At 52.3% G+C, this 19,756-nt stretch carries 20 protein-coding genes; 11 read left to right on the plus strand and 9 right to left on the minus strand.

Annotation, left to right across the window (positions count from 1 at the left end; genetic code table 11):
• Positions 1 to 271 precede the first annotated feature (271 nt).
• The 4 genes from HV041_RS19315 (at position 272) to fpr (ending at position 4,635) form a co-directional block, all read left to right on the plus strand.
• The gene (locus HV041_RS19315; RefSeq protein ID WP_048213998.1) at positions 272 to 1,117 is read left to right on the plus strand and encodes an MIP/aquaporin family protein; all 846 of its coding nucleotides are present in this window, start codon (positions 272 to 274) and stop codon (positions 1,115 to 1,117) included.
• A 21-nt stretch (positions 1,118 to 1,138) separates the two neighbouring features.
• Complete coding sequence (glpK, locus tag HV041_RS19320) at positions 1,139 to 2,647, plus strand: glycerol kinase GlpK (protein ID WP_048213999.1); 1,509 nt, start codon at positions 1,139 to 1,141, stop codon at positions 2,645 to 2,647.
• Positions 2,648 to 2,782: 135 nt separating this feature from the next.
• The gene (gene glpX, locus HV041_RS19325) at positions 2,783 to 3,793 is read left to right on the plus strand and encodes a class II fructose-bisphosphatase (RefSeq protein WP_061066970.1); all 1,011 of its coding nucleotides are present in this window, start codon (positions 2,783 to 2,785) and stop codon (positions 3,791 to 3,793) included.
• A 95-nt stretch (positions 3,794 to 3,888) separates the two neighbouring features.
• Positions 3,889 to 4,635, plus strand: a complete 747-nt coding sequence (gene fpr / locus HV041_RS19330; protein WP_121585284.1) for a ferredoxin--NADP(+) reductase — start codon at positions 3,889 to 3,891, stop codon at positions 4,633 to 4,635.
• A 33-nt stretch (positions 4,636 to 4,668) separates the two neighbouring features.
• Here the strand turns inward: fpr and HV041_RS19335 are convergent, their stop codons facing one another.
• Positions 4,669 to 5,097 (minus strand): DUF805 domain-containing protein, encoded by a 429-nt coding sequence (locus tag HV041_RS19335; protein ID WP_005121733.1) that lies wholly within the window; start codon positions 5,095 to 5,097, stop codon positions 4,669 to 4,671.
• A 100-nt stretch (positions 5,098 to 5,197) separates the two neighbouring features.
• Here HV041_RS19335 and HV041_RS19340 point away from each other — a divergent pair, with 100 nt between their 5' ends.
• Positions 5,198 to 5,794 carry a YiiQ family protein gene (locus HV041_RS19340; protein ID WP_061066968.1) on the plus strand — a complete coding sequence of 199 codons (597 nt, stop codon included), beginning with the start codon at positions 5,198 to 5,200 and terminating at the stop codon, positions 5,792 to 5,794.
• Positions 5,795 to 5,905: 111 nt separating this feature from the next.
• Positions 5,906 to 6,673: a triose-phosphate isomerase gene (gene tpiA / locus HV041_RS19345; RefSeq protein WP_003028783.1), complete on the plus strand. Its 768-nt coding sequence runs from the start codon at positions 5,906 to 5,908 to the stop codon at positions 6,671 to 6,673.
• Between the two features lie 41 nt (positions 6,674 to 6,714).
• On the opposite strand, the gene HV041_RS19350 is transcribed toward tpiA, so the two are convergent.
• The 6 genes from HV041_RS19350 to fieF form a co-directional block, all read right to left on the minus strand.
• Complete coding sequence (locus tag HV041_RS19350; RefSeq protein WP_061066967.1) at positions 6,715 to 8,187, minus strand: DASS family sodium-coupled anion symporter; 1,473 nt, start codon at positions 8,185 to 8,187, stop codon at positions 6,715 to 6,717.
• A 113-nt stretch (positions 8,188 to 8,300) separates the two neighbouring features.
• Entirely contained in the window at positions 8,301 to 9,605 is a 1,305-nt protein-coding gene (locus HV041_RS19355) for an SLC13 family permease (RefSeq protein WP_121585283.1), read from the minus strand.
• 73 nt (positions 9,606 to 9,678) lie between these two features.
• Entirely contained in the window at positions 9,679 to 10,428 is a 750-nt protein-coding gene (locus HV041_RS19360) for a CDP-diacylglycerol diphosphatase (protein WP_115601202.1), read from the minus strand.
• A 104-nt stretch (positions 10,429 to 10,532) separates the two neighbouring features.
• Complete coding sequence (gene sbp, locus HV041_RS19365) at positions 10,533 to 11,522, minus strand: sulfate/thiosulfate ABC transporter substrate-binding protein Sbp (protein ID WP_048214006.1); 990 nt, start codon at positions 11,520 to 11,522, stop codon at positions 10,533 to 10,535.
• 203 nt (positions 11,523 to 11,725) lie between these two features.
• On the minus strand, positions 11,726 to 12,688 hold the full coding sequence (gene pfkA / locus HV041_RS19370; protein WP_003028778.1) for a 6-phosphofructokinase: 963 nt from the start codon (positions 12,686 to 12,688) through the stop codon (positions 11,726 to 11,728).
• Between the two features lie 184 nt (positions 12,689 to 12,872).
• Positions 12,873 to 13,775, minus strand: a complete 903-nt coding sequence (fieF, locus tag HV041_RS19375; protein ID WP_048214007.1) for a CDF family cation-efflux transporter FieF — start codon at positions 13,773 to 13,775, stop codon at positions 12,873 to 12,875.
• Positions 13,776 to 14,101: 326 nt separating this feature from the next.
• On the opposite strand from fieF, the gene HV041_RS19380 reads away from it, so the two are divergent.
• Complete coding sequence (locus tag HV041_RS19380) at positions 14,102 to 14,665, plus strand: type IV secretion protein Rhs (protein ID WP_121585282.1); 564 nt, start codon at positions 14,102 to 14,104, stop codon at positions 14,663 to 14,665.
• Positions 14,662 to 15,021 carry a putative T6SS immunity periplasmic lipoprotein gene (locus HV041_RS19385; protein WP_048214009.1) on the plus strand — a complete coding sequence of 120 codons (360 nt, stop codon included), beginning with the start codon at positions 14,662 to 14,664 and terminating at the stop codon, positions 15,019 to 15,021. The genes HV041_RS19380 and HV041_RS19385 overlap by 4 nt, the downstream gene beginning before the upstream one ends.
• Before the next feature lie 192 nt (positions 15,022 to 15,213).
• Here HV041_RS19385 and cpxP read toward each other — a convergent pair whose 3' ends face one another.
• On the minus strand, positions 15,214 to 15,714 hold the full coding sequence (gene cpxP / locus HV041_RS19390; protein WP_005121753.1) for a cell-envelope stress modulator CpxP: 501 nt from the start codon (positions 15,712 to 15,714) through the stop codon (positions 15,214 to 15,216).
• 150 nt (positions 15,715 to 15,864) lie between these two features.
• On the opposite strand from cpxP, the gene cpxR reads away from it, so the two are divergent.
• Positions 15,865 to 16,563 (plus strand): envelope stress response regulator transcription factor CpxR, encoded by a 699-nt coding sequence (gene cpxR / locus HV041_RS19395; protein ID WP_048214010.1) that lies wholly within the window; start codon positions 15,865 to 15,867, stop codon positions 16,561 to 16,563.
• Positions 16,560 to 17,933, plus strand: a complete 1,374-nt coding sequence (cpxA, locus tag HV041_RS19400; protein ID WP_165712708.1) for an envelope stress sensor histidine kinase CpxA — start codon at positions 16,560 to 16,562, stop codon at positions 17,931 to 17,933. The genes cpxR and cpxA overlap by 4 nt, the downstream gene beginning before the upstream one ends.
• A 61-nt stretch (positions 17,934 to 17,994) precedes the next feature.
• Here cpxA and yiiM read toward each other — a convergent pair whose 3' ends face one another.
• The gene (gene yiiM / locus HV041_RS19405) at positions 17,995 to 18,669 is read right to left on the minus strand and encodes a 6-hydroxyaminopurine reductase (RefSeq protein ID WP_121585281.1); all 675 of its coding nucleotides are present in this window, start codon (positions 18,667 to 18,669) and stop codon (positions 17,995 to 17,997) included.
• Positions 18,670 to 18,821: 152 nt separating this feature from the next.
• On the opposite strand from yiiM, the gene HV041_RS19410 reads away from it, so the two are divergent.
• A complete protein-coding gene (locus HV041_RS19410) occupies positions 18,822 to 19,718 on the plus strand; it encodes a dihydrodipicolinate synthase family protein (protein WP_048214012.1) in 897 nt (298 codons plus the stop codon).
• Positions 19,719 to 19,756 lie beyond the last annotated feature (38 nt).

A 19,756-nucleotide genomic window follows, 5' to 3' on the forward strand; every position in this document is an offset into this window, starting at 1 on the left:
ACTTTTAATCTTTGTCCTGGAGACACAACTGTCATAACTCTTAAGTGTTAACAGGATGATCGGTGAAATGATTCAGCTCACACTATTTTTGTATAACAAATACCGCGCAATGGCGCGAAAACGCTCATTTTGTTGATGGAGTACACACATTTTAATTTCGATATTTCTCGTTTTTGAGCGTTAACGATAAATTAACAGTGTGCCTACCGGCTCCGGGGATGTCAGTGACCTTCTCGCATACAATAAACATTAAACTCTTCAGGATCCGATTATGAGTCAAACATCAACCTTGAAAGGCCAGTGCATTGCTGAATTCCTCGGTACCGGGTTGTTGATTTTCTTCGGTGTGGGTTGTGTCGCTGCACTCAAAGTGGCCGGGGCTACTTTTGGTCAGTGGGAAATCAGTATCATCTGGGGTCTGGGGGTAGCCATGGCTATCTATCTGACCGCAGGCGTTTCTGGCGCACACCTGAATCCAGCAGTCACAATCGCACTATGGCTGTTTGCGTGTTTTGACAAACGCAAAGTCGTTCCTTTTATTATTTCGCAAATTGCCGGCGCCTTTTGCGCAGCGGCACTGGTTTACGGGCTTTATTACAATCTTTTCATCGATTTCGAACAAACGAACCATATCGTGCGCGGTAGTGTAGAAAGCCTCAATCTGGCAGGTACTTTCTCCACCTATCCAAACCCACATATCAATTTTGTGCAGGCCTTCGCGGTTGAAATGGTCATTACCGCTATTCTAATGGGGCTGATTCTGGCACTGACCGATGATGGTAATGGTGTACCGCGTGGTCCACTGGCACCGCTGCTGATCGGCTTACTGATTGCCGTTATTGGTGCATCCATGGGCCCACTGACCGGTTTTGCGATGAACCCGGCACGTGACTTCGGACCGAAACTCTTCGCCTGGATGGCCGGATGGGGTGAGATTGCCTTCACGGGTGGTCGTGATATCCCTTACTTCCTGGTTCCGGTGTTTGGCCCAATTACCGGCGCGATTTTGGGCGCATGGGCATATCGCAAACTGATTGGTCGCCATTTACCGTGCGATGTCTGCGCGATTGAAGAAAAAGACGCGGCGGCTAACACTCAACAAAAAGCTTCGCTGTAATGTGACTACGGGACAAAAATTATGACTGAAAAAAAATATATCGTTGCGCTCGACCAGGGCACCACCAGCTCCCGCGCGGTCGTAATGGACCACGATGCGAATATCGTTGCCGTTTCACAGCGCGAATTCGAGCAAATCTACCCGAAAGCAGGTTGGGTAGAACACGACCCAATGGAAATTTGGGCAACCCAAAGCTCTACGCTGGTTGAAGTTCTGGCGAAAGCCGATATCAGTTCCGATGAAATTGCAGCGATCGGTATTACCAACCAGCGTGAGACCACCATCGTCTGGGAGCGTGAGACCGGTAAACCAATCTATAACGCCATTGTGTGGCAGTGTCGTCGTACCGCAGATATCTGCGAAAAGCTCAAGCGCGATGGCATGGAAGAATACATCCGTAACAACACCGGCCTGGTGATTGACCCGTATTTCTCCGGTACCAAGGTGAAGTGGATCCTCGACCACGTAGAAGGCTCGCGTGAGCGCGCTCGTCGCGGCGAACTGCTGTTCGGTACCGTTGACACCTGGCTTATCTGGAAAATGACTCAGGGACGCGTACACGTCACGGATTACACCAACGCCTCGCGTACCATGCTGTTCAACATCCACTCCCTGGACTGGGATGACACGATGCTGGATGCGCTGGACATTCCGCGTGCCATGCTGCCAGAAGTGCGTCGTTCTTCTGAAGTCTATGGCCAGACCAACATCGGTGGTAAAGGCGGCACACGTATTCCTATCTCCGGTATCGCGGGTGACCAGCAGGCTGCACTATTCGGTCAGCTGTGCGTGAAAGAAGGGATGGCGAAGAACACCTACGGTACTGGCTGCTTCATGCTGATGAATACTGGCGAGAAAGCCGTTAAGTCAGAAAATGGGCTTCTGACCACTATCGCCTGCGGACCGACCGGGGAAGTGAACTACGCGCTGGAAGGTGCGGTATTTATGGCTGGCGCATCCATCCAGTGGCTGCGCGATGAAATGAAACTCATCAGCGATGCATTCGACTCTGAGTATTTCGCCACCAAAGTGAAAGACACCAACGGCGTATATGTTGTTCCGGCGTTCACCGGTTTGGGTGCACCGTACTGGGACCCGTATGCACGCGGCGCCATCTTCGGCCTGACCCGTGGCGTAAACTCCAACCACATCATCCGTGCAACGCTTGAGTCTATCGCTTATCAGACGCGTGACGTGCTGGAAGCGATGCAGGCTGACTCCGGTATTCGTTTACACGCCCTGCGCGTCGATGGCGGTGCGGTCGCCAACAACTTCCTGATGCAGTTCCAGTCTGACATTCTGGGTACCCGCGTAGAGCGTCCGGAAGTCCGCGAAGTCACCGCATTAGGCGCAGCATATCTGGCCGGTCTGGCTGTCGGCTTCTGGCAGAATCTGGATGAGCTGCAGGAAAAAGCGGTCATTGAGCGTGAGTTCCGCCCTGGCATCGAAACCACCGAACGTAACTTCCGTTACAGCGGCTGGAAAAAAGCGGTCAAACGCGCTCTGGCGTGGGAAGATCACGACGAGTAATACGTCATTGCCGGATGGCAACTTTGGCTTATCCGGCAATCTCTTCGTGCGAGGGCAACCCCGCACACACATCAATAATCTCGTCCCCTCCCCTGTGCTACACTTCGCGCCATTCCTTTCAGCTACGAGTTTGCAATGAGACGAGAACTTGCCATTGAATTTTCACGCGTGACCGAAGCGGCCGCGCTGGCTGGCTATAAATGGCTGGGCCGCGGCGATAAAAATACCGCTGACGGCGCGGCGGTGAACGCCATGCGTATTATGCTCAACCAGGTCAACATCGACGGCACCATCGTGATTGGCGAGGGTGAGATTGATGAAGCGCCGATGCTGTTTATCGGTGAAAAAGTCGGGACCGGTCTTGGTGATGCGGTCGACATCGCCGTCGATCCTATCGAAGGCACACGCATGACGGCCATGGGTCAGGCCAACGCGCTGGCCGTACTGGCCGTTGGCGATAAAGGCTGCTTCCTGAACGCGCCGGATATGTACATGGAAAAGCTGATTGTCGGCCCAGGCGCAAAAGGGTCCATCGACCTGAACCTGTCGCTGGAAGCCAACTTGCGTAACATTGCTACCGCGCTCAACAAACCGCTCAGCGAACTGACCGTTACCATCCTGGCAAAACCACGCCATGACGAGGTTATTGCCGGGATGACAAAACTGGGCGTACGCGTCTTCGCCATTCCTGACGGCGACGTGGCGGCCTCAATTCTGACCTGCATGCCAGACAGCGAAGTTGACGTGCTGTACGGCATTGGTGGCGCGCCGGAAGGTGTCGTCTCTGCCGCCGTTATCCGCGCGCTGGATGGCGACATGCAAGGCCGCCTGCTGGCTCGCCATGACGTCAAAGGCGACAGCGAAGAGAACCGTCGTATCGGCGAACAGGAGCTGGCTCGCTGCGCCGCGATGGGTATTGAGGCAGGTAAAGCGCTGCGTCTGGATGAAATGGCCCGCAGCGACAACGTTATTTTCTCCGCGACCGGGATCACCAAAGGCGATCTGCTGGAAGGGATTAGCCGCAAAGGTAATATTGCCACCACCGAAACACTGCTGATCCGTGGGAAATCACGTACGATCCGTCGTATTCAGTCCATCCACTACCTCGATCGCAAAGATCCGGATGTACAGACGCATATCCTGTAATTGATTTGATCAATAGAGCCTTCCAGCCCATCTGGGCTGGAAATCTTTCGTGCAACGAACGAAGATAAGGCAATCACAGCAGACAGGAGAAAACCATGGCAGATTGGGTAACAGGCAAAGTCACGAAGGTACAGAACTGGACCGATGCCTTATTTAGTTTGACCGTGCGAGCTCCGGTTCTTCCCTTCACCGCAGGTCAGTTTACCAAGCTCGGCCTCGAAATCGACGGCGAGCGCGTCCAGCGCGCCTATTCTTACGTGAATGCGCCTGATAACCCCGATTTAGAGTTCTATCTGGTGACGGTTCCTGACGGAAAACTCAGCCCCCGTCTGGCCGCACTGAAACCTGGCGACGAAGTCCAGGTGGTGAGTGAAGCCGCCGGTTTCTTCGTGCTGGATGAAGTCCCCGATTGTGACACTCTATGGATGCTGGCAACCGGTACCGCTATCGGCCCATATTTATCGATTCTGCAGTTGGGCAAAGATCTGGACCGTTTTAAAAATCTGGTGCTGGTCCATGCCGCCCGCTATGCCGCCGATTTAAGCTATCTGCCGTTAATGCAGGACCTGGAAAAACGCTACGAAGGTAAATTACGTATCCAGACGGTTGTGAGCCGTGAAACCGCCGCAGGTTCATTAACCGGGCGAGTTCCGGCGTTGATTGAGAGCGGCGCGCTGGAAGCTGCTGTTGGGCTACCCATGGATACAGCAAGCAGTCATGTGATGCTGTGCGGAAACCCGCAAATGGTACGCGACACGCAGCAGTTGCTGAAAGAAACCCGGCAAATGACCAAACACCTGCGCCGTCGACCGGGCCATATGACCGCTGAGCATTACTGGTGAGGTCTTGCCGGATGGCGCTCACGCTTATCCGGCCTACGAGTCAGCTCTGTATTTTACGTCCTGCGTGTCCTTACCGTATTTATTTGCGTCCTGGGTGCCAACGAACGCGCCCAGATCGATAAGCATACCCACCAGAATCAGCGTCGGTACAAAGCGGCCTACCGCCCATTGCCAGACACCGGGCAATACTGCCCAGTTTCCGGCCAGCAGCATCCATGCAAGAATCATCAGGAACGCCCACGCGCCGGAGCGACCCCGATCATGCAGACGTTTTACTGTGACTGCAGCCGTCGGCCACAGCAGACAAACCAGACAAAATGCCGCCGTCTGGATATCGAGCAATTGTTTACTCGCCAGCGAGAACAGAACCAGCATCCCGACTATCCACAAGCCTATCCAAATCCAGAAATCACGGCGTCCAAGACGCCCTTTAAATGAGAATAACCACTGCTGTATGGTCATGTAAGTTCCTTTATTATTACCTTCCAGAACAGTTTACCCTTTTGACAAGCCCGACGGTTACCGTTTTAATCGTGAGCAGTGAGAATGAAAGGTACGATTGATGAAGCAAGGATTTACACTGTTTTTATTATTGTTTTCAGCCATGTCCGTGAATACAGCGGCGCTGGCGGAAGAGCCATCGACGGCAACCACGGCCCCCTATTTACTGGCGGGTGCGCCGACCTTTGACCTGTCGATTAGCCAGTTTCGCGAAAACTTTAATACGCAGAATCCGAAGCTTATTCTGAATGAGTTCCGTGCCATCGACAGCAGCCGCGATCGGGCAAATCTCACCCGCGCGGCCAGTAAAATTAATGAAAACCTGTATGCGTCCTCCGCCCTTGAGCGCGGCACCTTAAAAATCAAAAGTATGCAGATAACCTGGCTGCCGATTCAGGGGCCAGAACAAAAGGCGGCCAAAGCGAAAGCGCTGGAATACATGACCGCCGTCATTCGCACCGTCGCGCCGCTGTTGACGAAAGAACAGAGTCAGAAAAAGCTGCAAAAACTGCTCGCTGCCGGCAAAGGTAAGCACTATTACGCCGAAACGGAAGGCGCAATCCGCTATGTTGTTGCAGATAACGGCGAAAAGGGGCTGACCTTCGCTGTTGAACCGATTAAGCTGGCACTATCAGAAAGTCTTGAGAAGGCGAATTGATGACAAAAAGCAAAGCCTTTCCGCAGATGAATCTCTATACTGTTTCACAGACCATGCTGCCCTGACGGGCGGCCATCTTCCTTAATTCGCTGACAAGCGTGGAGAAATGAAATGCGACATCCTTTAGTGATGGGTAACTGGAAACTGAACGGCAGCCGCCACATGGTAAACGAACTGGTTGCTAACCTGCGTAAAGAACTGGCTGGCGTTGCTGGCTGTGCAGTAGCAATCGCTCCGCCGGAAATGTATATCGACCTGGCGAAACACGCCGCTGCCGGTAGCCACATCATTCTGGGCGCGCAGAACGTTGACCTGAACCTGTCTGGCGCATTCACCGGTGAAACTTCTGCTGAAATGCTGAAAGATATCGGCGCGCAGTACATCATTATCGGTCACTCTGAGCGTCGTACTTACCACAAAGAGTCTGACGAGCTGATCGCGAAGAAATTCGCTGTGCTGAAAGAACAGGGTCTGACCCCGGTTCTGTGCATCGGTGAAACCGAAGCGGAAAACGAAGCGGGCAAAACTGAAGAAGTTTGTGCACGTCAGATCGACGCAGTGCTGAAAACTCAGGGCGCAGCAGCATTCGAAGGCGTGGTTATCGCTTACGAACCTGTATGGGCTATCGGTACCGGTAAATCTGCAACGCCTGCTCAGGCTCAGGCAGTCCACAAATTCATCCGTGACCACATTGCTAAAGCTGATGCGAAAATCGCTGAGCAAGTTATCATCCAGTACGGCGGTTCTGTAAACGCAGCAAACGCCGCAGAACTGTTCGCTCAGCCGGACATCGACGGTGCGCTGGTTGGCGGTGCTTCTCTGAAAGCAGACGCCTTCGCAGTCATCGTTAAAGCAGCAGAAGCCGCTAAACAGGCCTAAGTTGTTAAAAGGGGAGCATCGCTCCCCTTCTTATACCCGCTTTACCAGTATCCCAGCCAGTGCCACCAGAAGGCCCCCGTGACACCCCAGATGGTCAGGTTGACCACACTCATCACCAGCCCCGTTTTCCACCACTCCGCCAGCGTGACATAGCCCGAACCAAAGATAATAGGCGCAGTACCCGTGCCATAGTGCGTGAGCGACATCATCAAGGAGGAGGAGAAGCCCAGCATCAGACCGAGCAGCGCCGGTGGAGCACCGAGGCCTAATCCGGCAGCAAAGAAAGCCGCGAACATGGCCGTGATATGTGCAGTGGTACTGGCGAAAAAGTAGTGTGAATAGACATAAAGCAGGATCAGCAGCAGCGTGGCGATACTCCAGTGCACGCCGAGATGGTCAATTGCGCTACCAACACTCGTCGCCAGCCACCCCACCAGACCCAGTTTGCTCAGGAAATCCGCCATCATAACCAGTGCGGCAAACCAGACTATCGTATCCCATGCACCGCGGCATTTAAGGATATCGTCCCAACTCAATACCCCTGTCACTAACAGAACAGACAAGCCAATGAGCGCCGCGCTGGTGGGGTTAACGGCCCAGGTACTGCCCATCAGCATGGCAGGAACACCTGCCCACAGGCAGAGCAGCAAAGCGAAAACCGCGAGGGTGATTTTTTCAGCCAGCGACAACGGACCGAGTGCCCCCAGCTTTTCCCGGGCAAACTCTGGCGCATTCGGCGTGCGTGTAATAGCGGGCGGATAGAGCCACCAGATGACAATAGGCATCACGACCAGTGAGACAACGGCAGGAAGAAGCGCCGCAATCGCCCACATTCCCCAGGTCATATTCAGCACCCCATCCGTCCCTTTGGTCAAGAAACTCACAATAAGCGGGTTTGGCGCGGTAGCGGTAATAAACATTGCCGAACTGATCGGGTTAATGTTGTAGTTCACCAGAGCCAGATAACGACCTGTAGCACCGTTCTCTTTGTCACCGGGTTGAGAACCCAGACTTTCCGCAATCGCCCGCATCACTGGGTGAATAATACCGCCGCCGCGTGCGGTATTGCTTGGCGTAACGGGTGCGATCAGCGTTTCTGCCAGCGTTAGCGCCCACGCGATACCCAACGTTCTTTTGCCAAACAAAGCAATAAACCCATAGCCGATACGCGCGCCCAGCCCCGTTTTCAACAGGCTTTGCGACAACATAATCGAGATGCCGATCAGCCAGATAAGCTGGTTGGAGAAACCACTTAACGCATCGCTCAGCGCCGCGGTGGGTTTACCGGGATGCGTCACGCCGGTCATGGCTACCAGCATAATTGCCACAATCGCAATCGCGCCGATAGGCATCGCTTTACCAATAATTGCCGCGATAGTACCGATAAATAACGCCAGCAGATGCCACGCCTCGGGGGTGACATCTGCTGGACATGGGATAACAAACCAGATGGTCAGCGTAATAACAATCGAGATGATGGCAGGCCAACAGCGGATGGGGGTCAATCTGTCCATGAATCAATCCTTGAGTTTCCAGCACGCAATTATGCGCTCAGGTATTAACCAATATCGGTGCGCATAATACAATTCACCCACTCACAAAACAAAAAATTAACATTCTGATGCAACTATAATTTCCCCAACACGCTAAACCACAGATAATCCAGCGGCAGCAGTATCAGATACGTTGCCGCCGCCAGCACGATACACAGCAGCATTCCAGCTCTTGCCGGTACTTTTCCTAACGCCATTGCCACCACAATCGGTGATGCCTGATACGGCAATAGCGGTGTGGAATAGCCCAGTACCTGAATCATAATCACCGAGAGTAGCGGGAAACCGGTCGCATCTGAAAAGCTTTGTGCCAGTGTGGTATACAGTGCCGGAACGCCGTTCGCCGTCATGATGAAATTGAGCGCGGTGGTAATGCCGGTCAATGCAAGGAAGCTGGTAAACGGTTTTTCCGCATCCAGCGGCATCACCTGTAACAGCGCCTCGCCTACCGCGCTACCGATACCGGTCTGTGTCACGGTGATGGCCAGCCCCAGAATACCCGCCACGTAAATGCAGGTACGGATATTCACCCCACTGGAAAATTCTTCGCCATTAATAAATCCTACGCGCGGCAACAGCGTAATCACCGCCGCCACCAGCCCGGTCCATGCCGGCCCCACACCATGCCAGCTTTCGCTGACCCACAGAAACAGCACCACCGCTAACATCCAGGCCAGACGTTTTTCATCACGACTCATTGGCTCAGGTGGCGTCAGATCGCGCGGAGCATGAGGTTGGCCGGGAAACAGCCAGCAGATAAGACCAATAAGTACCGCGCCTTTTAGCCAACCCAACACGGGCGTATGCAGCAGCAAATAGGGAAGATAATTGAGGTGGATGCCGTAAGAGCCTTCCGCAGCGCCACTCATCACCAGGTTTGGTACGTTAGCAGGTAAGATCGTGGCGGAAAGCTGGAAGGTACCAAAACCCACGGCAAGCGCCAGACCATACCAGGCGCGCGTGCCGTCGTTAATTCCAGCCCGTTTCGCCATCGCCGCGACAATCGGCATCAGCAGCGCAATACGTCCCATGTTGGACGGCATGACGAACGCCAGCGCGTAACTCAATAGCACTACGCTTGCGACCATTAATGGCCAGGAGTCTGTCAGCCTTGACGACAATGCCCTCGCCGCCCGGTCCGCCAGCCCCGTTTTACGAATCGCGATACCCAGCACAAAACCACTGAAAACCAGCCAGAACGCCGATGAGGCAAAGCCACCAAAGATGACATCCGGTGGCGCGATTTTGGCCACCATCGCCACGGCAAAGAACAGCAGCGCCGTGATAAATTCCGGCAACAGCGACGTAGCCCAAAGCAAAATGGTGACGCCGACCACCAGAGAGGGAATAAACAGAGGGTGCGTAAGCCAGAGCGACATGCCTGTCTCCTGTTGTTTTTTTCAACAAGAATACGGGGACAGGCATGCGGAGTAAACGCCAGATTAGGTGGGGTTAACGCAGAATATCACATTGATGATCCTGAATTTCCTCAGCGGAGGCGAGATTGAGCGCCAGCAGATTGCGCTGGGTCGCCAGCAGAACAAAGGATTCGTCGCTTTGACGCACCATTGCCAGGGCGTAGCGGCCCATATGCTCGCGAGCATCCGGCACCTCCTCTGCCAGCATCATAAACGGGCTGCGTTGCGCCAGTTCATTTTCCGTGACGCGGCGCGCCAGATATTCATGCCCGCGCAATCCGCCGGGCAATGGCAACCAGCGAGTGCTGATTTCCGCTATATTATCATCCAGTTGCGTTCTGACGTCGGTTCGCAGACAGGAGATATGAATATGCAAATGATTTTGCGTACGTCCGCTACGCGAGTTAATGGTCAGCGAGACCGCTTTGTCAGGGATTTCGTGCCCGTATTTTTGGCTCATAAAGCTGCGCGCCTGCCAGGCCAACCAGAAAAAGTTCGGCGTGCCTGATTTCAACAGCAGTGGGCTTTCCGTACCATTGATACGGTAAGTGGGCATCAACAGATATTGCAGCGGACCGTTTCGGTCTTTGAATACCACATATCCGGCATCGGGTTTAACTTCAGTACACGGCGCGGGATCGTGCTGCTGCAATTGATGTGGCAGGCATTGTTCAAGGACTATCTGGCGTAACGCGTCCGGGTTACCGCTAAATTTCCAGTACCCAACGCCCGCAGCGGCGGCAACCACAATCACCACCAGTAAAAGATAACCTGCTTTTTTCATTACGCGTTCCCTGTATCCCATTGAGGCGCAAGAGTAACGCAAAACGATGACAAATAAAAAACCCGGTCGCGTTAAGCCACCGGGTCGGTAAATCACAGACTTATTTAGCGTTTGCTGATCTGGTCGAACGTACCGCCGTTAGAAAAGTGCTCTTTCTGCGCTTTCGTCCAGCCGCCAAACTCTTCGTCGATGGTGAACAGCTTCAGCTTCGGAAATGCATTTTCGTATTTCTTCGCGACGTCTGCATCACGTGGACGATAGTAGTTTTTCGCTGCAATTTCCTGACCTTCCGGAGAGTAGAGATACTTCAGATAAGCCTCTGCCACCGCTTTGGTGTCTTTCTTTTCCACCACTTTATCGACGACGGAAACGGTCGGCTCCGCGAGAATAGATTCACTCGGCGTCACTATCTCGAATTTATCTTTACCCAGTTCGTTCGTTGCCAGCAGCGCTTCGTTTTCCCAGGCGATCAGCACATCACCGATACCGCGTTCTACGAAGGTATTGGTTGAACCACGCGCACCGGAATCCAGCACTTCAACGTTTTTAAACAGTGCTTTGACGAAGTCCTGCGCTTTGGCCTGATCGTTGTTGTTGTGGTGCAGGGCATAGCCCCATGCCGCCAGATAGTTCCAGCGTGCGCCGCCTGAGCTTTTCGGGTTTGGTGTAATCACTGACACGCCCGGTTTGATCAAATCGTTCCAGTCATGAATTTGTTTGGGGTTGCCTTTGCGGACCAGGAACACGATGGTGGAGGTGTAAGGCGCGGAGTTGTCCGGCAGGCGCGTAATCCAGTTTTTATCGATACGGCCACGTTCAGCAATGGCATCCACGTCGTATGCCAGTGCCAGCGTCACGACATCGGCTTCAATGCCGTTGATGACGGAAGTCGCCTGTTTACCCGAACCACCATGCGACTGGCGGATCACGACGTTGTCGCCCGTTTCCTGCTTCCAGTGCGCGCTGAAGGCTTTATTGTACTGCTCGTACAGTTCACGCGTTGGATCATACGATACGTTAAGTAACTGAATATCCTTTGCCAGTACGCTGGTCGATGCCAGCAATAATGTTAACCCTACGCCCCATTTGTTCATCGCCCAGCTCTCTTATGTGATGTTGTGATGAGCAAAGCGTGCCAGAAAGGCATCCAAACATTAAAGAATAAAAAAAGATTTGCTATAACTCTGGGGAATAAATGAGGAAGGTTGTACCGGATGACGGCTTACGCCTTATCCGGCCTACAAGAGTACACGCTGTAGGCCCGGTAAGCGAAGCGCCACCGGGCAACCAAAAACAATCAGTACAGTTTTTTCGCGCAGTCCAGCCAGTCACCTTTGAACGGACGCTTCATGTTTTCGATAGCGTCGATGATGTCGTGGTGAACCAGCTGCTCGTTCTGAATACCGACACAGCGACCGCCATGACCTGCCAGCAGCAGTTCAATAGCATATGCGCCCATACGGGACGCCAGAATACGATCGTAAGGAACCGGAGAACCACCACGCTGGATATGACCCAGTACGGTAGAACGCGTTTCACGGCCCGTTTCTTTCTCAATGTAATGTGCCAGTTCATCAACATCACACATGTGCTCAGTGATCGCTACGATGGCGTGTTTTTTACCTTTTGCGATACCGGCTTTGATTTCAGCAACCAGATCATCACGGCTAAATTCAACTTCCGGAACCACGACAAATTCACAGCCACCGGCAATTGCTGCAGCCAGGGTCAGGTCGCCGCAGTAACGCCCCATCACTTCAACGATGGAGATACGCTGGTGAGAAGAAGAAGTATCACGCAGACGGTCAATCGCTTCGACGACGGTACCCAATGCGGTGAAGTAACCGATGGTGTAATCAGTACCTTTAATATCGTTGTCGATAGTGCCCGGCAAGCCGATGCACGGGAAGCCCATTTCAGTCAGGCGTTTTGCACCCATGTAAGAACCGTCACCACCAATAACAACTAATGCATCGATGCCACGTTTCTTCAGATTTTCGATAGCCACTGCACGCACATTTTCGTCGCGGAATTCCGGGAAGCGAGCAGAACCGAGGAAAGTACCACCACGGTTGATCATGTCGGACACGCTGTAGCGGTCAAGCTGGACCATACGGTCTTCATACAAACCCAGGTAGCCATCATGGATCCCCATGACTTCCAGTCCTTCCGTTAACGCTGCACGTACAACACCACGGATTGCTGCGTTCATGCCCGGCGCATCACCGCCGCTTGTCAACACACCGATTTTCTTAATCATGACTACCTCTGAACTTTGGAATGCAAAATGAAATCTGCTGCCGGAAGTCGATTCCGCATATCGAAACGATCCAACGAATATGCAGATAGTATAACAATCACTTCCTGCTGAATTGATTCAGGTCAGGCCAAATGGTGGTAATTTATACACAAAATGCTGGCCCGGCTCACTTTTTTACAACGAATTATGAAAGCTCAAACATCTTGCCTTCCTTGGGTACGACTGAACAGGGATCCTGGTGAATAATCACATCCGATCCCGGGAAACGCCGTAAAATTGCCTGCTCCACCTGCTCAGCCACTAAATGCGCCTGAACGAGCGGCAGATTATCTTCCATTTCCAAATGAATCTGAATAAAGCGGGTCGGCCCTGACTGCCGCGTGCGAAGATCGTGAGCGCCGCTGACACCGGGCCATGACGTCACTATATCAATAATTTCCTGACGTTCCTCATCGGGTAAGGCGCGATCCAACAAGGATTGCACTGCCTCATACCCCATGCGTAATGCACTATATAAAATATAGATGCCAATCCCGAGCGCAAACAAGGCATCCGCACGATGCCAACCGTACCAGGCCAGTCCAAGCGCCACGAGAATCGCACCGTTCATCATAACATCAGACTGATAATGAAGCATATCTGCCCGTACAGCCTGACTTTGCGTACGTTTCACCACCCAGCGCTGAAACGTGACCAGAATGATTGTACACACTAACGCAATGATGGTGACCACCACCCCAACGCCAGGATCTTTCATCGGCGTCGGTTGGATGAGATGCTGAATCCCGGTCAGGAATAAAAACAGCGCCGAACCGGAAATAAACATGCTTTGCGCCAACGCCGCCAGCGATTCCGCTTTTCCGTGTCCGAACGTATGTTCATCATCGGCCGGTTGCAACGAATAGCGCACCACCAACAGGTTGGTTAACGACGCAGCGATGTCCACCAGAGAATCCACCAGTGCAGCCAGAATACTGACCGATCCGGTGTACCACCACGCAAAAATTTTGATCAAAAGTAACAGCGATGCCATCACGGTAGCCGCGATTGCCGCCCGGCTAACCAGCCGCCCATAGGTTTGATTCATAAACACTCCTGCCAGGATATGCCGCTAGTATAACGGATGAAGTAAAACAGTCAGGCAATAACCGAGTGACAAATTTGGGGCCCCCACACATCATGTGAAGGAAGACAGGGATGGAATGTTGTAGCAATACATAACACACTTAAATTAAAAATTTATTCTAATAAAAAATCTACATTACGGCCTATCTTACAGCCGGATCAGCATGACCCATACGTCACCTGAATACGTTTTATTCTGAATTTTTAAGACCTCTCTATAACTCTTCCAATGCTGATTTACTTTAGGTGTACGATAAACACTCAATCAACATATCTTGAGGGATTAAGATGGCGTATTACCCTAATTCTATTGACTGGAAACCGATCCAGGAAGGAGGTCTGCGTAGGCTAAGGCTTGGCGAGATAAATCTTGCAAACTCGCTCTTTGGCTTCAGAGTTCTTTACCATCAAGTTTGGGTTCATCTGGAAAGTTATCTTCCTTTTGATAGTCAAAACCCCGGCCAGGCGATGACGCCTAACGGCGAAATGTGGTTTAGAAAAATAAAATATGAAGATGATTTCTCAATGCCAACAAAACAGCCAACTCCAAATGCCCAGCATCTTTTTTTACATGAAATGATGCATGTTTGGCAGCACCAATATGGAATGTGGGTGCGAACACGCGGAGCGTTCTCATGGGCAGCTGATTATACATACAGCCTAAATGAGAAAAACTTACTTGATTACGGACTGGAGCAGCAAGCATCCTTAGTCAGCGATTACTGGTTGTTAAAGCATTATGGGTTTGATGGGCATAGCGATCTGTATGTTTACCGTGATTATGACCCAGAGGAACCGGTGCTGGAGTTAATTCAGAAATATGAAAAGGTACTAGGGGACTTTCCGATATGAAGAAATCGATCATTTTTCTCCCTTTGCTTTTATTTCTTGCCGGGTGCCCTGGGAAAGATAGAGAGGGTGCAGAGTCCGGCGAAAGACGGGCGATCTACGTAGACGGGAATCGTGTTTGCTTTACCACTGATAAAAACGATGTGTTAAACCGCTATATTCTGTCAACTAATGGTAGAGAAAATAAAAAATTATTAGTCGGCGATTTTAAGCATCTCACCTACCCAAGAACCTGCTTTACGGTAAATTTAGAAAAAGGGTTAGTGTATGGTGCAAGCTACACCTTAAATGGAAAAAATCACTACTACACCTTTATCATTACCAATGATGGTACTGTGTTGGATTTAGGAAAAAGCTGAGCATTATTATCAGATTACACGGCTCTACATAAATGCAGTCAGTCACACATAACAAAAACGTTTATAAGCTCCAAATATCTTCTGTAAGTGGCTGCTTATCTTTGGTAATTCGCTGTAATTTTGGGCAAAAAAAACCCCCACATCATGTGGGGGAAGACAGGGATGGTGTCTATGGCAAGGAAAACAGGGTTACTACTGGGAACGTGAGTTGCTACTACTCAATAAATTTAACGATGAGCTTTGTTTCCAGTGCGCTACGTCGCGCAGTTGCTCCATTCGTTGTTCATGTTTCTCATTTAAAACCGCTTGCTGCTCGGGCGTTAACAGGCGATACATCTGGTTGCGGACCCTGGCTATTTCAACCTGGCGGGCAACCTGTTCTTGTGCCATTTTTTCTGCCTGAGCGCGCACAGCGCTTTCATCAAATTTCTCTGCGGTGACAAGACGATGCATTGTCTCCATTTCGCTAACATTAACAGGAGGCTGTTCGTGTCTTGCCTGCTGCATTAAATCTCGCATCTGTTGACGTTGATGTTCGGTTAAACTGATACCGTCAAACATGTGGCTCTGTACGCTGCGCTGCGAGGAGCCTTCACCCAGGTGCCAGTGATCGCCTGTGACGACTTCAGCTGCATGGCTCAAAGTACTGAGTGCCAGCGTTGAGGCCATGACGGCAGCGGTAACTTTGCCCATCACTTGCTCCCAAAATCTTTTCTGTCGCGATTCAACGAGAGACAGTTTACGATTCGGGCTGCAAACATGCGTCAGGGGGTGTAAAACAACGTAAAGTCATAGATTAGCGACGCCTGATGACGTAATTTCTGCCTCGGAGGTACGTAAACAATGAATAAAATCCTGTTAGTTGATGATGACCGAGAGCTGACTTCCCTGTTAAAGGAGTTGCTCGAAATGGAAGGTTTCGATGTGCTGGTTGCCCATGATGGGGAGCAGGCACTTGAGCTTCTGGATGACAGCATCGATTTACTTTTGCTCGACGTCATGATGCCGAAGAAAAACGGCATCGATACACTGAAAGCGCTTCGCCAGACACACCAGACGCCCGTAATCATGCTGACCGCTCGCGGCAGCGAATTGGATCGCGTACTCGGCCTTGAGCTGGGCGCGGACGACTATTTACCCAAACCGTTTAATGACCGCGAACTGGTCGCGCGTATCCGCGCTATTCTACGCCGCTCTCACTGGAGCGAACAACAGCAGACCAGCGATAATGGCTCGCCGACGCTGGAAGTGGATGCGTTAAGTCTGAATCCGGGTCGCCAGGAAGCCAGTTTTGATGGGCAAACCCTGGAGTTAACCGGCACCGAATTCACCCTGCTTTATTTACTGGCACAGCATCTCGGCCAGGTAGTTTCTCGTGAACACCTGAGTCAGGAAGTGCTGGGCAAACGCCTGACGCCGTTTGACCGCGCGATCGACATGCACATCTCGAACCTGCGCCGTAAGCTGCCAGAGCGGAAAGACGGACACCCGTGGTTTAAAACCCTGCGTGGTCGCGGCTACCTGATGGTCTCCGCTTCATGATAGGAAGCTTAACCGCACGCATCTTTGCCATCTTCTGGTTAACGCTGGCGCTGGTGTTGATGTTGGTACTGATGCTGCCCAAGCTCGACTCACGCCAGATGACCGAGCTACTGGACAGCGAGCAGCGCCAGGGGTTGATGATCGAGCAACACGTTGAAGCTGAGCTGGCGAACGACCCACCCAACGATCTGATGTGGTGGCGTCGCCTGTTCCGTGCTATCGACAAGTGGGCGCCGCCAGGACAGCGGTTATTGCTTGTCACTACAGAAGGACGTGTGATCGGCGCAGAACGCAACGAAATGCAGATCATTCGTAACTTTATTGGTCAGGCTGATAACGCTGACCATCCGCAGAAGAAAAAATACGGTCGCGTTGAGATGGTCGGGCCTTTCTCCGTCAGAGACGGGGAAGATAACTACCAGCTGTATCTCATTCGACCAGCCAACAGTTCACAGTCTGATTTCATCAACCTGTTGTTTGACCGGCCACTGTTGCTGCTGATCGTCACCATGCTCGTCAGCTCACCGCTGCTGCTTTGGCTGGCATGGAGCCTGGCGAAACCGGCGCGTAAGTTGAAAAACGCGGCGGATGAGGTGGCACAGGGTAACCTGCGTCAGCATCCGGAACTGGAAGCCGGCCCGCAGGAATTTCTGGCGGCAGGTGCCAGTTTTAACCAGATGGTGACCGCGCTGGAACGCATGATGACCACGCAGCAACGCCTGCTGTCGGACATCTCTCACGAGTTGAGAACGCCACTAACACGTTTGCAATTGGGGACTGCGCTGCTGCGCCGTCGTAGCGGTGAGAGCAAAGAGCTGGAGCGCATTGAAACAGAAGCGCACCGGCTGGACAGCATGATCAACGACCTGCTGGTGATGTCACGTAATCAGCAGAAAAACGCGCTGGTCAGTGAAACCGTGAAGGCTAATCAGCTATGGGGCGAAGTACTGGATAACGCCGCCTTTGAAGCGGAGCAGATGGGTAAATCGCTGACAGTGAATTTCCCGCCGGGACCATGGCCGCTGTATGGCAACCCGAACGCACTGGAAAGCGCGCTGGAAAACATTGTGCGCAATGCCCTGCGCTATTCACACACGAAGATCGAAGTGGGCTTTGCGGTGGATATCGACGGGATTACCATCACCGTGGACGACGATGGCCCAGGCGTAAGCCCTGAAGACAGAGAACAGATTTTCCGTCCGTTCTATCGTACCGATGAGGCGCGCGATCGCGAGTCTGGCGGAACAGGTCTGGGTCTGGCGATTGTTGAAACCGCAATCCAGCAGCATCGTGGCTGGGTGAAGGCCGAAGACAGCCCGCTGGGTGGTTTACGGCTGGTAATTTGGTTACCGTTGTATAAGCGTTCCTGAGTCTCTCTGTGTTGCCGGATGGCGGCGTAATGCCTCATCCGGCCTCCACGGACAGGGGGAATTATTTCCCCCACAAACGGCGGGAATTGTCCTCGATCTTGCCGCTTAAACGGCGTTTTTGCATCGTTCTGGTCCAGCTTTTCGATAGCCCTGCAGCCGACAGTAAACGGTGATATTGCGAATCATCAAACGGCATATGCCAGGCAATAGCAATCGCCTCCCGCAGACTGACATCGCTCACGCGCGATGCCAGTACCAGCGGCGCATCCGCCGACACCATGCCCGGCGCGATAACACTGTACAGCCAGCCTATCTTCCCCGAGGCCTGCATCTGACTTGCCATATTGCTAATGCCAAAATGGAAATTCAGCTTAAAACACGGTGAACGTGGCTGCGTGACCTGAATCAACGCCTCGCCCCACTGGAAAATATCGCCGATATAGACATTCTCTTCTGTCAGCCCAAGCGTTGAGAGGTTCTCCCCAAAGGCGGGGGCGACAAATAACTCCGCCTGTTCAGGGAATTCTTGTATCCAGTGCTGATAGTGTTCACGCGGATAGTGGCACAACGCGCGATCCGGCCCGCCGTGAATTTTAGTCTCCGCCTGTTCATCGCCCGTGAGCCCCAGATCGGTCAGCATCAACTCGCCATCAACCTGAACTTTAGCAATCGCGCTGGGACGGCTTCCCGTGTAGTCCCGAATCTTGCCTGTAAAAACATCGACCGGATATCGCATCTGTTCCCTCTCCCGATAAATTTCTCCCATTACACCACATTTATTTTACCCCAGTCGCTCAAAATGAGAGCACGGTTCACATGAAAGTTAGGGACACATGCTATCAATGTAAGCTGGTTTTGAAACATCATTTCAAATAAGGAGTCGACAACGTGACTGGTCAATCGCAATTTGCTGGCGTCTGGTGTCCTTCCATTACGCCAATGGACAATGACGGCAAGATCGATCTTAACGGTCTGAGCCAGCATCTTAAACGCCTTACCGAGGCCAACATCGACGTGATTTTGTTGATGGGCAGCATCGGGGAATTTGCCTCCTTTACGCTCGAGGAAAGGCTGTTGCTGATCCGTGAAGCCCGTGCCATGAGCTCGCTGAAGATGGTCGCCAACGTCTCATCCACTTGCCAGAACGATGTGCTGTTGATGGCACAGGAAGCGTATCGCGCCGGTTACGATGCCGTGATGATCCTACCACCTTACTATTACGGGCAAACGGCGAAACAGCTCCTGAGCTACTTCCGTCAATTGGGGCAGAAACTCAGCGGCAAATGGTTTGCCTATAACTTCCCGGCGCGAACCGGTTGCGACTTAACGCCTGAACTGGTTGCCACCCTTGCCTCTGAGTTCCCCAACTTCGCAGGCATCAAAGATACCGTCGACTGCCAGTCCCACACCCGCAGCATGATCCAGACCACCCGCGCCGTACGCGAAGATTTTGCCGTGCTATCCGGCTATGACGAATACTATATTCCTAACCTGCTGGCAGGCGGCGCAGGGATTATTTCAGGATTAAACAACGTCATGCCGGAGCTGTTTGTCAGCGCACGAGAAGCCTTCAAGCAGGGGGATCTGGCTGCACTTCGCGATATTCAGGACCAGATTGGCACCTACATGTCCATCTACGCCATCGGTGAGGATTTCGTCACCACCATCAAAACCGTGGTATCGCGTAAGTTTGGCTATTGCACCGGGGTTTCACGTAATGCAGGCGGGGAGCTGAATGAAAGTGAGTGTCGAACAATTGATGAGGTGTTTGTAATCAAGGGTTAAAACGGTTAAGCCGGATGGTGCAAACCATCCGGCTTAAT

The organism is Citrobacter sp. RHBSTW-00029 (genome assembly GCF_014104295.1).
In the GTDB taxonomy this organism is placed as follows: Bacteria; Pseudomonadota; Gammaproteobacteria; order Enterobacterales; family Enterobacteriaceae; genus Citrobacter; species Citrobacter youngae.